This window comes from Streptomyces sp. NPDC059534, from assembly GCF_042743475.1.
Taxonomy (GTDB): Bacteria; Actinomycetota; Actinomycetes; order Streptomycetales; family Streptomycetaceae; genus Streptomyces.
Window position 1 is genome coordinate 83,644 of the sequence record NZ_JBHWAQ010000016.1, and the last position, 12,713, is coordinate 96,356.

The following is a 12,713-nucleotide window of genomic DNA, read 5'->3' on the forward strand; positions in this document are numbered from 1 at the left end:
TCAGCTCGCCGCGGAGCCGGCGGTGTCGAGGAGCTTCCGGTACCAGTCGCGCAGCCGGTCGCCGCCCTTGCTCTTCCACTCGGAGACGGCCTGCTGCATGTCGGAGACCTTCTTGCGGCCCCGGACGATGTCCTTCTCCAGCTGTTCGAAGTCGTTCATGAGGCCGGTCCACTGGGACGGTTCGGTGATGGTCATGCCGTAGAAGGACGACTTGCTCGTGACGGCGCCCATCCGCTGCTGCCACTCGACCATGGCCTTCGTGACGTCGGGGGTGTCGGGGTGGGCGATGTACGGGGCGGGGCTGGCGACGAACATCCAGGAGCTGTTGACCTCCAGGTTGCCCGCGTCGTTCTTGACGGGCAGGCCGTCCTTGACCGTGTGGTGAACGCCCTCGACGCCGTAGTCGGTGAGCATCCGCTCCTTGGTGCCGTAGGGGGCGGCGGTGAAGTCGGCGATGGCGAGGACGTCCTCGACGACGGCCTTGGAGCTGCCCTTCCTCACGAAGGCCCAGATGTTGGCCGGGTTGGTGGCCCACAGCTTCGGCGTGCCGCCGGCGTGTCCGGGGATGTCCATGGCGCCCATCGCGAACGACGGGTTCTGGGCGGCCTGCTCGGAGGTCTTGGCGTACCAGTGGGAGAGGTCGTTGTTGTAGATCAGGACCTGGCCCGCGGTGAACCGGTTGCCGGTGTCCCCCTGGTTCTGGGCCTTCTCGTCGGGGTGGACGACTCCGGCGTCGAAGAGCTTGCGGCTCCACTCCAGGGCTTCGAGGTACTCCGGCGTCTCGATGCGGTTGATCAGCCTGCCGTCGACGAGGTTCCAGCCGAGGGCCTTGTCGCTGCCGGAGAGCACGCCGAACATGTTGTACGCGGTCCAGGTCATGTCGCCGCAAGCCCACACCTTCGCCCTGGCGTTGGTGATCTCCTTGGCGAGGGCGAGGAACTCGTCTGCGCTCTTGGGGAGGTGCCAGCCCTTCGCGTCGAAGAGGTCCTTGCGATAGAAGGGCGCGATGTTGGTGACGTACGAGGCGGGCATGGGCAGGCCGCGGAGTTTCCCGCCGAAGATCGAGCGCTGCCAGGCATCGGTGGGGATCGCCGCGAGGTTGGGGTACGCCTTGACCTTGTCGCCGGACAGGTACGGGCCGAGGTCCTCGAACTTGGCGTTGATCGCGGTCGGTATCTTGCCGCCGAGGTTCCAGCCGGGGACGACGACCACGTCGGGGATCTCGCTGGAGGCGAGGACGGCGCCGAGTTTCTGGTCGTAGACGTTGCCGTCCTGGTTCTGCCAGGTGACGTCGACGCCGATGGCCTCGTTCATGGCCTTGTAGTACGGGTTGCCGGGGGCGGGCGGGGTGCCCCAGAGCGGCGCCATGACGGTGAGGGCGGTGCCCTTGCCCTTCTTCGTGGCCACGGATGCCACGAGCTCCGCACTCGGGATGGCGCGGGTGAAGCCGGCGGCGGAGCCGTTCTTCGGCGCGACGTCGGGGGCGACGACGGTGCCGGCGACGAACGCGGGCAGGATCTTCGCGGCGTCCTTGCCGGTGGTGGTGCCGTCCTTCTTCCCGGTGTCCTTGCCGCCGCCGCAGGCCGAGAGCAGCGGTACGCCGCCGGCCACGGCGGCGGCGACGGCGGTGGCCGTGAGGAAGGTCCTCCGGCTCGGGGTGGATCTCCGGGAGCCCGTGGAGACGGCGTTCGGCGTCATTGCGTCAACCCTTCATGGCACGCGCCAGGACAAACGGCGACCGAGGGGTCGTCGGCCGGCTGCGGTGGTGGAGATGGATCGGGCGGGGCGGAGCCCCGGGCGCCGTCGACCAGCGAGTCGAAGCGCTTCGATATTGCTGCGAGGTTAAGTGAACGTCACAGGCGCGGCAAGAGTCGCTCCCGAGATTCTCGGGGTGACGGCCGCTTCGGCCCTCCCCCAAGGCCCTTTGCGCGTACGGGAAGTGGGCATCCGTCACGCCTTGACACCCACGCCGCACGCACGGAGCATCGAAGCGCTTCGAAATCCTCCCTTCCCTCCTCTGCCAAGGGACTCCCCCGTGACCGCAGAACGGCCGCCCTTCCGTGACCCCGCCCTCCCCGTCGCCCGGCGCGTCGACGACCTGATCGGCCGGCTCACCGCCGACGAACGCCTCGCGCTGCTGCACCAGTTCACGCCCGAGGTCGAGCGCATCGGCCTCGCCGCCTTCCGGACCGGCCAGGAAGCCCTGCACGGCGTCGCCTGGATGGGCCCGGCGACCGTCTTCCCGCAGGCCGTGGGGCTCGGGGCGACCTGGCACCCGGACCTCGTGCGCCGGGTCGGCGAGGCGGTGTCCCGCGAGGCGCGCGCGATGCGCGCCAAGGACGACCGGGTCGGCCTCAACGTGTGGGCGCCGACCGTGAACCTGCTGCGCAACCCGCTGTGGGGGCGCGGCGAGGAGGGGTACTCCGAGGACCCGGCTCTGACGTCCGCGATCGCCACCGCGTTCACCCGGGGGCTGCGCGGCGACCACCCGCTGTACTGGCGGACCGCACCCGTCCTCAAGCACTGGCTGGCACACAACAACGAGGCCGCGCGCGACACCTCCTCGGCCTCCGTACGCCCCCGGGTACTGCACGAGTACGACCTGCGGGCCTTCCGGGGCGCCGTCGAGGCGGGAGCGGTCGCCGGGGTCATGCCCGCGTACAACCTGGTCAACGGCCGCCCGAACCACCTCTCGCCGTATCTGGAGGAGCAGCTCCGCGCCTGGACGGACCAGGAGCTGCTCGTCTGCTCGGACGCGGGCGCGCCGTCCAACCTGGCCGACTCGCAGGCGTACTTCGCCACCCACGAGGAGGCCGTGGCGGCATCGCTGCGGGCCGGCGTCGACTCCTTCACCGACCACGGGACGGACGCCTCGGTGATCCTGGGCCGGCTGCGCGGAGCCCTGGAGCGGGGTCTGATCGACCAGGCGGACGTGGACCGTGCCGTACGGCGGCAGCTGACCGTGCGCTGCCTGCTCGGCGAGTTCGACCCCGACTCCGGTCCGTACGCCGGCGAGGACCGCTTCGACACCCCCGAGCACCGGGAACTGGCCCGCGAGGCGGCGGAGGCCGCGGTCGTCCTCCTCCGGAACGAACCGCTCGAAGGCGGCGGCCCCCTCCTTCCGCTCGCGAACGACGGGGCCCGGATCGCGGTGGTCGGCCTCCTCGCCGACGCCTGCAAACTGGACTGGTACAGCGGCGCGCTGCTCCACCGCTCCTCCCCGCTGGACGGGCTGCGGGACCGCTTCGGCCCCGACCGGGTGGCCTTCGCCGAGGGCGTGGACCGGATCCGGCTGCGCACCGCGTCCGGCGCCCGGCTCCGGGTGCCGGACACCGGGGCGGCGGAGCCCGTACCGGACGCCGGGGGCGCTCTCGACCCCGCGCTGGTCGCCGGCCGCACCGACCTGCCACCGCTGACCGCCGACGCGGAAGGCTCCGAACTGGCCCTGGTCGACTGGGGCGACGGGGTGCTGACGCTGCGCGCCCCCGGCGGCCGGTATCTGTCGGTCGCCGAGGACGGGTTCGTCCGCGCGTCGGCGGACGAACCCGGCGGATGGGTCGTCCAGGAGACGTTCCGGCTCGAAGCCCATGGGGACGGGCACCTCCTTGTGCACCTCGGGACGGGGGGCTACGTCTCTGTCGCCGCCGGAGCCGTGAAGGTTGCCGCGGATCGCGGATCGGCCGAGACGTTCACCGTCGAGACGGTCGAACGCGGCGAGGAGGCGGTCGCCCGGGCCGCCGCGGCGGCGGACGTGGTGGTCGTCGTCGCCGGGAACGACCCGCACGTCAACGGCCGGGAGACCGAGGACCGCACGACGCTCGGCCTCCCCGCCCACCAGGACCGGCTGTGGCGGGCCGCGCACGCCGCCAACCCGCGGACCGTCCTCGTGCTCACCTCCGCCTACCCGTACGCGATACCGGAGGCGGCGGCGACGCTCCCGGCGCTGCTCTGGACCGCGCACGGCGGCCAGGCGGCGGGCACGGCGCTGGCCCGGGTCCTCGCCGGCGACGTCTCACCGGCGGGACGGCTCCCGCAGACCTGGTACGCCTCCGACGGCGACCTGCCCGGGATGCTCGACTACGACGTGATCGGCGGGCGCCAGACGTACCTGTACTTCGACGGAACGCCGCTCTTCCCCTTCGGGCACGGCCTGTCGTACACGACCTTCGGCTACGAGGAGCTGACCGCGACCGTCGACGGGGAGACCGTCCGGGTGTCCTGCACGGTCACCAACACCGGCCCCGTCGCCTCGGACGAGGTGGTGCAGGTCTACGCCCGCGCCGTCGCCCCCTCCGTCCCGCGCCCGCACCGCGAACTCGTCGCGCACGAACGCGTCCCCCTCGCCCCCGGCTCCACCGTCACCCTCGGCTTCGCGGTGCCGTCGGCCGCCCTCGGCCACTGGGACGTGGCCCACGGCCGGTGGACCGTGGAGCCCGGGGCGTACGAGTTCCAGGCGGGCCCGTCCAGCGCCGACATCCGCCGCACGGTCCGCGTCGAGAGGGTGGGCACGGCCCCGGGCCCCCGTCCGGTCGTCTCCGGCGGGCTCGCCGCGGCCGACTACGACGAGCAGTCCGGCACGGTCATCGTCGACCGCACGAAGGTCTCGGGGGACGCGGTGACCCCCTCCTCACCGGACGGGCCCGGCACCCTGCTGTACCGCTCCTGCGACTTCGCCGACGGCGTGACGGAGGTGGCCGTGACGGTCGCGGGCGAGGGCCTGGTGGAGCTGTCCCTCACCGCCGGCCAGCCGGTCCGCTTCGAGGTGCCCCCGACCGGCGGCCCGTACGCCTACCGCACCCTGAGCGCCCCCCTGGAAGCCCAGGACGTCACGGACCTCCGCGTCACGCTGCGCGGGCGGGTGCGCCTCGCGCGCCTGGACTTCCCGGGCTGATCGCCGCCGCCGCGCCAGGGACTTCACGGGGCGCGGAAATCCGTGGACGGCCCCGCGGAGGATCACGTACGGTGTGGCTCACGCCCTGAAACGGACGGAAGGAGGCGAGTGCCGTGCAGTTCACACCTTTCCCGCGCTCCCTCTTCCGCTGTCCCGGCGTGGTTCGTCCGTTCTGACCGGGAGCGCTCCAAGCAGCCTGTATCCCGGAGGAATCCATGACCGATACGGTCATCCGCGCGCTTTCCGCGAGCGACGCCCCTCTCTTCGACGCACACCCCGACCCCCTCGGCGCCGGTGAAGCCCACCGGCGTACCCGGTTCCGCCCCGACTGGAAGCGCGTCGCCCTGCGCGACGGCGAGGTCGTCGCACGCGGTGCCTGGTGGGGCGGCCCCGACGACGCCGAGCCCGTCAACATCAACTGGTTCGACGTGGCCGAGGGCGAGGAGGAGGCCGGTGCCGAACTCCTGCGCTCCGCCCCCTGGCAGGTCGAACTGGAGATCAACCTGCCCGGCGGCTGGCGGGAGAACACCGACCTGCGCGCCGGCGCCGAGGCCCGCTTCGCCGCCGCACGCGCCGCGGGGTACGAACTCCTCGTGGAACGCTTCCTGTACCACTGGACCCCGGAGCGCGGTCTGCCCGAACGGCCCGGACGCCTGCGCTTCGGCGCCGAACCCGACGACACCGTGTTCCTCGACGCCTTGCGCCGCATCCACTCCGTCACCCTGGACGCCCACGCGCTCAGGGCCATCGAGGAGGGCGGCCTCGACCAGGCCGCCCAGGAGGAACTCGACTTCTTCCACTGGTGCCCCTCCCCGCGGGAGTGGTGGCAGGTCGCGTACACACCGGAGGGCGACCTGGCCGGCATCCACATCCCGGCCCACAACCCCTCCGGCCCCACCATCGGCTTCATCGGAGTGCTCCCGGAGCAGCGCGGTCACGGCTACGCCTACGACCTCCTCGCGGAATGCACCCACCTCCTCGTCGAACACGGCGCGGAGTCCATCAGCGGAGCGACCGACCAGGGCAACTTCCCCATGGCCGCCAACTTCGCCAAGGCCGGCTTCCCCGTCATCCGTGAACGCCTCAACTTCCACCCGGCGGGCCAGGCGTCCTGACGAGTCGTAGCATGCCGCAAGCGGTCCGGTCCGAGCTCAGGTCCGGACCGCTTGCCCATGCCCGGGTCCGTTCACGAGCGGGCCGGTGAGCTTCCTCAGCCGCCGGGTGCACGACGACACCCTGGCGGGTCGCCGCTTCGAGACAGGCACCCCACCCGGTGCGCCGTTGCGGTGTCAGCTCCGGAGGGTGGCGATGGCCTTCTCGATGCGGCGCCGGCGCGTGTCGGCCCCCTTCGCGCTCTCGATGGCGAGCACGTGCTGGCGCTTGCGGGTGTGGGAAAGACTGTCGTACGCGGCGCGGACGAAGGGGTCTTCGTCCAGGGCCGCGGCGAAGTCCGGCGGCTCGACGACGACGCGCGGCTCGGTGTCGAGCTCCAGCTCGACCTCGACCTCCTCGCCGGTGTCGACACCCGCGGCCTCCCGGTTGGCTTTGCTGAGGCCGAGCAGGTGGCGGCCTCGCATGATGGCGACCCGGCTCTTCCAGGAATGCCCGTTGACGGTGATCGTCACCGGCGGCCGCGCGCCTCCGCCGAGCGCGGCCACCACCTCGGGCGGAACTTCCAGGCCCCGCATGCGCTCGGGCGGCTCGACGTGGGACCGAAACTTCATGATCTTCCTCCTGTTGTCCTGCCGGCACACCGCGGATCGCTCCCGCCCGGCTCCCACAGCCGCTGCGAACGGCCGGATCCCGGGGCGCCGCAGCCGAGAGTCCGGACGTCGCCGTCCGGGTCCGCGAAGGTACCGCCGCAGCCGCCGCGCGGCAGAGCACCGGCGGGCTTGAGGATCGTAGCGCCGGCCTTCCGTGCCTCGTCGCCCTATCTCGGCCACGTCGTGGGTCAGTTCCCGTCCAGGACGCCTCCGGGTCCCAGGGTCCTTACCGCGTAGGGAAGTTCGGTGCCCGTCGTCTCCACGTGCGGGCCGTCCGGGGTGCGGGTGACGCGGTAGACCGCCGCCGGGGCGCCCCGGTGGTCGGGGACGGTGACGGTGGTCGTGGTGCCGGGCGTGGCGCCCGGGGCGACGAGGAGGGTGAGGCCGTCGAGCCAGGCGCCGTCCGGGCGGGAGTCGTCGACGGCGAGGGGGAGGACTGCGCCGGGGCGGACGTACAGGGGGAGGCTGTGGAGGTCGTGGGTCTCGTGGCGCCAGGCGGGGCCGGTGACGGTCTCGCCGGTGAGGAGGTGGGTCCATTCGCCCTCGGGGACGTACACCTCGACCTCTCCGCCGGGGCTCATGACCGGGGCCACGAGGAGGTCGGGGCCGAGCATGTACTGCCGGTCGAGGGTGCGGCAGGCGGGGTCGTCGGGGAAGTCCAGCAGCATGGGCCGCATGACGGGGGTGCCGGTGGTGTGGGCCTCGACGGCGGCGCCGTACAGGTACGGCATGAGCCGGTGCTTGAGCCGGGTGAAGCGGCGGGCGACGTCGACGGCGGCGTCGCCGAACTCCCACGGCACCCGGTAGGAGTCGCTGCCGTGCAGCCTGCTGTGCGAGGACAGCAGGCCGAAGGCGAGCCAGCGGGTGAAGACCTCCGGCTCGGGGGTGCCCTCGAAGCCGCCGATGTCGTGGCTCCAGAAGCCGAATCCGCTGAGGGAGAGGGAGAGGCCGCCGCGCAGGGACTCGGCCATGGCCTCGAAGGAGGCCCAGCAGTCGCCGCCCCAGTGGACGGGGAACTGCTGGCCGCCGGCGGTCGCCGAACGGGCGAAGAGGACGGCCTCGCCGGTGCCGCGCTCCTTCTCCAGGAGTTCGAAGACGGTCCGGTTGTAGAGCTGGGCGTAGTGGTTGTGCATGCGCTCGGGGCCGGAGCCGTCGTGCCAGACGACGTCCGTGGGGATCCGCTCGCCGAAGTCGGTCTTGAAGCAGTCGACGCCCTGGGCGAGCAGCGGGCGCAGCTTCTCCTGGAACCAGGTCCTGGCCTCGGGGTTCGTGAAGTCGACCAGGGCCATGCCGGGTTGCCACAGGTCCCACTGCCAGACGTCGCCGTTCGGCCGGCGGACCAGGAGGCCCCGCTCCGCGCCCTCCGCGAAGAGCTCGGACTTCTGGGCGATGTACGGGTTGATCCAGAGGCCGACGCGCAGCCCGCGTTGCTTGAGGCGGGCGAGGATGCCGGCCGGGTCGGGGAAGGTGTCGGGGTCCCAGCGGAAGTCCGACCACTGGTACTCGCGCATCCAGAAGCAGTCGAAGTGGAAGACGGACAGCGGGATGTCGCGCGCGGCCATGCCGTCGACGAAGGAGGTCACGGTCGCCTCGTCGTACCGGGTGGTGAACGAGGTGGTCAGCCAGAGGCCGAAGGACCAGGGCGGCGGCAGGGCGGGGCGGCCGGTGAGCGCGGTGTAGCGGGCGAGGACGTCCTTGGGGGTGGGGCCCGCGACGACCAGGTACTCCAGGCTCTGGTCCTCGACGCTGAACTGGACCTGGCCGACCGCTTCGGAGCCGACCTCGAAGGAGACGCGTCCGGGGTGGTTGACGAAGACGCCGTAGCCGCGCGAGGAGAGGTAGAACGGGATGTTCTTGTACGCCTGTTCGCTGCTGGTGCCGCCGTCGGCCTGCCAGATGTCGACGCTCTGGCCGTTCCTCACGAACGGGGTGAAGCGCTCGCCGAGGCCGTAGATCTGCTCGCCGACGCCGAGCGCGAGCTGGACGGCCATGTGGTGGGCGCCGTCGGGGGTGGTGACGAACGCGGTGCCCTTGCGGCCGGCTTCGGTGAGAGGCCGACCGTCGGCGTCCGTGAAGCTCAGCGTCCAGGGCGCCGCGCGGTCCAGGCGCAGCCGCAGCGGCCCCGAGGCGAGTTCGACGACCGATCCGTCCTCGTGGACCGCGCCGGCGCCCGGTCCGCCGTCCGCGAGGGCGAAGTCCGGTCCGTGGTGGGCCTTTCCGGCGTGGTGGGTGACGCGGACCCCGATGACGCCCTCGGCGTGGGCGCGGCACTCCACGGTCAGGAGGGCCGAGTTCAGGGTGTCGCCACGGGTCAGGACCCGCTTGACGGAGGCGTAGGCGGTGAAGCGGTCGGCTTCGGTGCGCAGGTCGCGGACTTCGGTGGCGTACGAGGCGTGGACGCCCTCGCGCATGAGCCAGAAGCCGTCGGTGAACTTCATGCTGTTCCTTGAGGACGGGGGCGGAGGGGCTCCGCGGAGCCCCCAATAGTTATCCCAGAAAACAAAACGGTGAACCAGCCCCGGCGCCCCTCGGATCGCGCGCGACAGAAAACGCTTTCACGAACCCTGTGCGAAGCATTGACGAAACACGAACGCCCCCCTAGCTTCATGCCCGTTGCACTTCGTACGTCATATATGAGACGCGATACACGAGATCTGAGAGTGCTCCATGGCCTTCGCCCCCAGCCCCATCCCGTCCCGCACCCAGTACGTCCTGGAAGCGATCAAGCACGACATCCTCACCGGGGGCCTCAGACCCGGCCAGGCACTGGTGGAGACCGAACTCGCCACGCGGTTCGGGGTGTCGAAGACCCCGGTCCGCGAGGCGCTCAAGACCCTCGCGGGCAGCGGGCTCGTGGTGATGAGCCAGTACAAGGGCGTCACGGTCCGGATGGTCGACGCGGACATGGCCCGCGCCGTCTACGACGTGCGCCTGCTCCTGGAGCCCGAGGCGGTCCGCCGCGCCGTCGCCTCCGGCGCCCCGCTCGACGCGGCGCACGACGCCCTGCGCCGGGCCGCCGGCGCCGAGGACCCGGCGGAACGGTCCCTGGCCAACCGGGAGTTCCACCGCGCGCTCTACCTGCCCTGCGGCAATCCGCTGCTCGGCCGGATGCTCGACGAGGTCCGCGACCAGGCCGCCCTGGTCTCCACGGTCGCCTGGGCCGCCGTCCCCTCCTGGGAGCGCGAGGCCGCGGAGCACGAGGAGATCCTGCGGCTCGCCGTCGCGGGCGACGTCGCCGGGGCCGGCCGGGCCGTGCACGACCACATCGCCTCCTTCGTCGAGCGCGCCTTCCCCCCTTCCCCCGTGAACAGCGAGTGAGCGCCCACCCCGTGAGCGCACAGCCCGTGAGTGAACTGCGAGGCACCATGGAATTCGAGACCCTCAGGACCGCCCTCGCCGACGTCGTGGCGATCCCGGTCACCCCCTTCGCCGAGGACGGCTCGGTCGACACCGCCGCCCACCGGGCGCTGCTGCGGCGGCTGCTCGACGGCGGGGTCCGCACCCTCACCCCGAACGGCAACACCGGCGAGTTCTACGCCCTCACCCCCGAGGAGCGCCGCGCCGTCACGGAGGCGACGGTCGAGGAGGCGGGCGGCCGCGCGCTGATCCTGGTCGGCGTGGGGCACGACGTGCCGACCGCCGTCGAGGCGGCCCGGCACGCCCACGCCACGGGTGCCGACATGGTGATGGTCCACCAGCCCGTCCATCCGTACGTCTCCGAGAGCGGCTGGGTCGACTACCACCGCGCCATCGCCGACGCCGTCCCCGAGCTCGGCGTGGTCCCCTACATCCGCAACCCGCTCCTGAGCGGGGCCCGGCTCGCCGAGCTGGGCGCCGCCTGCCCGAACGTCGTGGGCGTGAAGTACGCGGTGCCGGACGCGGCCCGGTTCGCCGGCTTCGCTCGGGACGCGGGCCTCGACCGGTTCGTGTGGGTGGCGGGCCTCGCCGAGCCGTACGCCCCCGCGTACTTCGCGAGCGGCGCGACCGGCTTCACCTCCGGCCTGGTCAACGTCTCCCCCGCGCTCTCCCTGGAGATGCTGCACGCGCTGCGGGCCGGCGACTATCCGACGGCCATGAAGGTGTGGGAGCGGATCCGACGCTTCGAGGAGCTGCGGGCGGCGAACGGCAGCGCCGACAACGTCACCGTGGTCAAGGAGGCCCTCGCCTCCCTCGGCCTGTGCCGCCGGGCCATCCGTCCGCCGAGCCGGGAACTCCCCGAGACGGAGCGGGCCGAGGTCGCGGCGATCGCCGGCGGGTGGCCGATATGAGCCCCGCGCCCGCCCGCGCCGGCCGCAGGCCCGAGGAGCTGCGCAGCCACCAGTGGTACGGCACGGACGGGCTGCGCTCGTTCAGCCACCGCGCCCGCACCCGGCAGCTCGGCTACCTCCCCGAGGAGCACCTCGGCAAGCCGGTCATCGCGATCCTCAACACCTGGTCCGACATCAACCCCTGCCACGTCCACCTGCGCGACCGGGCCCAGGCCGTGAAGCGGGGCGTGTGGCAGGCGGGCGGCTTCCCGCTCGAGTTCCCGGTCTCCACCCTCTCGGAGACCTTCCAGAAGCCGACCCCCATGCTCTACCGCAACCTCCTCGCCCTGGAGACGGAGGAGCTGCTGCGCTCGTACCCGGTGGACGGGGCGGTCCTGATGGGCGGCTGCGACAAGACGACGCCGGCGCTGCTGATGGGCGCCGCCTCGGTCGACCTGCCGACCGTGTTCGTGCCGGCCGGCCCGATGCTGCCCGGCCACTGGCGCGGCAAGACCCTCGGCTCCGGTACGGACATGTGGAAGTACTGGGACGACAAGCGGGCGGGCCTGATCGGCGACTGCGAGATGGCCGAGCTGGAGAGCGGCCTCGCCCGCTCCCCCGGCCACTGCATGACGATGGGTACGGCGTCCACGCTCACCGCCGCCGCCGAGACGCTGGGCGTGACGGTGCCGGGCGCCTCCTCGGTGCCGGCGGTGGACTCCGGCCACGACCGGATGGCCGCCGCCTCGGGCCTGCGGATCGTGGAGCTCGTACGGCAGGACCTGCGGCTCTCCGAGCTGCTCACCCGGGAGGCGTACGAGGACGCGGTCGCCGCGGTCCTGGCGCTCGGCGGCTCGACCAACGCGGTGATCCATCTGATCGCGATGGCCGGGCGGTCCGGGGTGAAGCTCACGCTCGACGACTTCGACCGGATCGCCAGGACCGTGCCGGTGCTCGCAAACCTGCGGCCCGGCGGGCGCTTCCTGATGGAGGACTTCCACTTCGCTGGCGGAATGACCGGCTTCCTGTCCCGGCTGACCGACGTGCTGCACCTGGACCGGCCGACGGTGTCGCACCCGAGCCTGCGCGCACAGCTCGCGGGGGCGCTGGTGCACGACGACGAGGTGATCCGGGACCGGTCGCGGCCGCTGGCCGCGGAGGGCGGGGTCGCGGTGCTGCGGGGCAACCTCTGCCCGGACGGCGCCGTCATCAAGCACATCGCGGCCGAGCCGCGGCTGCTGAAGCACACCGGCCCGGCGGTCGTCTTCGACGACTACCGGGCGATGCAGCGGACCATCGACGACCCGACGCTCGGCATCACCGCCGACCATGTGCTGGTGCTGCGCGGCGCGGGCCCGAAGGGCGGGCCGGGGATGCCGGAGTACGGCATGCTGCCGATCCCCCGGTACCTCCTGGAGCAGGGGGTGCGGGACATGGTCCGGATCTCCGACGCCCGGATGAGCGGGACGAGCTACGGGGCGTGTGTGCTGCACGTGGCACCCGAGTCCCATGTCGGCGGACCCCTTGCCCTCGTCCGTACGGGCGATACGATCACCCTCGACGTCGCTGCCCGCTCCCTCCACCTGCACGTCACGGACGAGGAGCTGACCGGCCGTCGGGCCGCGTGGACCCCTCCGCCGGCCCGGTACGAGCGCGGCTACGGCGCGCTGTACATGGAGCAGATCTCCCAGGCCGACACCGGCTGCGACTTCGCCTTCCTGGCCCGGCCGGGAACCACCCCCGATCCGTACGCGGGCTGATCCCCGCCCGCCGGCCCGGCCGTCCGACCATCCGTCCCCGCACCCCGTCCCG

The 12,713-nt window shown here is 72.4% G+C and carries 8 protein-coding genes; 5 read left to right on the plus strand and 3 right to left on the minus strand.

Going from position 1 to position 12,713, the window contains the following annotated elements; all coding sequences use genetic code 11:
* The gene (locus ACFVZH_RS20145) at positions 1–1,698 is read right to left on the minus strand and encodes an extracellular solute-binding protein (protein ID WP_384898725.1); all 1,698 of its coding nucleotides are present in this window, start codon (positions 1,696–1,698) and stop codon (positions 1–3) included.
* A gap of 337 nt (positions 1,699–2,035) precedes the next feature.
* Here ACFVZH_RS20145 and ACFVZH_RS20150 point away from each other — a divergent pair, with 337 nt between their 5' ends.
* Positions 2,036–4,891, plus strand: a complete 2,856-nt coding sequence (locus ACFVZH_RS20150; RefSeq protein ID WP_384898726.1) for a glycoside hydrolase family 3 C-terminal domain-containing protein — start codon at positions 2,036–2,038, stop codon at positions 4,889–4,891.
* 215 nt (positions 4,892–5,106) lie between these two features.
* Positions 5,107–6,006 carry a GNAT family N-acetyltransferase gene (locus ACFVZH_RS20155; RefSeq protein ID WP_384898727.1) on the plus strand — a complete coding sequence of 300 codons (900 nt, stop codon included), beginning with the start codon at positions 5,107–5,109 and terminating at the stop codon, positions 6,004–6,006.
* A gap of 174 nt (positions 6,007–6,180) precedes the next feature.
* Here the strand turns inward: ACFVZH_RS20155 and ACFVZH_RS20160 are convergent, their stop codons facing one another.
* Positions 6,181–6,615, minus strand: coding sequence for a YdeI/OmpD-associated family protein (locus tag ACFVZH_RS20160; protein WP_384898729.1), 435 nt, complete (start codon positions 6,613–6,615; stop codon positions 6,181–6,183).
* Between the two features lie 227 nt (positions 6,616–6,842).
* A complete protein-coding gene (yicI, locus tag ACFVZH_RS20165; protein WP_384898730.1) occupies positions 6,843–9,092 on the minus strand; it encodes an alpha-xylosidase in 2,250 nt (749 codons plus the stop codon).
* Positions 9,093–9,321: 229 nt separating this feature from the next.
* Between yicI and ACFVZH_RS20170 the strand changes: the two genes are divergently transcribed.
* The 3 genes from ACFVZH_RS20170 to araD are packed head-to-tail and all read left to right on the plus strand — an operon-like array spanning position 9,322 to position 12,661.
* Positions 9,322–9,972, plus strand: coding sequence for a GntR family transcriptional regulator (locus ACFVZH_RS20170; protein WP_384898731.1), 651 nt, complete (start codon positions 9,322–9,324; stop codon positions 9,970–9,972).
* A 47-nt stretch (positions 9,973–10,019) separates the two neighbouring features.
* Positions 10,020–10,922 carry a dihydrodipicolinate synthase family protein gene (locus ACFVZH_RS20175; protein WP_384898836.1) on the plus strand — a complete coding sequence of 301 codons (903 nt, stop codon included), beginning with the start codon at positions 10,020–10,022 and terminating at the stop codon, positions 10,920–10,922.
* On the plus strand, positions 10,919–12,661 hold the full coding sequence (gene araD, locus ACFVZH_RS20180) for an L-arabinonate dehydratase (RefSeq protein WP_384898733.1): 1,743 nt from the start codon (positions 10,919–10,921) through the stop codon (positions 12,659–12,661). Before ACFVZH_RS20175 ends, araD begins: the two co-directional genes overlap by 4 nt.
* The last annotated feature ends 52 nt before the right edge of the window (positions 12,662–12,713 follow it).

Bases quoted from the DNA above. Each gene is read 5' to 3' on its own strand.
- araD (WP_384898733.1), top strand. From the start codon at position 10,919: ATGAGCCCCGCGCCCGCCCGCGCCGGCCGCAGGCCCGAGGAGCTGCGC.
- ACFVZH_RS20170 (WP_384898731.1), top strand. From the start codon at position 9,322: ATGGCCTTCGCCCCCAGCCCCATCCCGTCCCGCACCCAGTACGTCCTG.
- ACFVZH_RS20175 (WP_384898836.1), top strand. From the start codon at position 10,020: ATGGAATTCGAGACCCTCAGGACCGCCCTCGCCGACGTCGTGGCGATC.
- ACFVZH_RS20155 (WP_384898727.1), top strand. From the start codon at position 5,107: ATGACCGATACGGTCATCCGCGCGCTTTCCGCGAGCGACGCCCCTCTC.
- ACFVZH_RS20160 (WP_384898729.1), bottom strand. From the start codon at position 6,615: ATGAAGTTTCGGTCCCACGTCGAGCCGCCCGAGCGCATGCGGGGCCTG.
- yicI (WP_384898730.1), bottom strand. From the start codon at position 9,092: ATGAAGTTCACCGACGGCTTCTGGCTCATGCGCGAGGGCGTCCACGCC.
- ACFVZH_RS20145 (WP_384898725.1), bottom strand. From the start codon at position 1,698: ATGACGCCGAACGCCGTCTCCACGGGCTCCCGGAGATCCACCCCGAGC.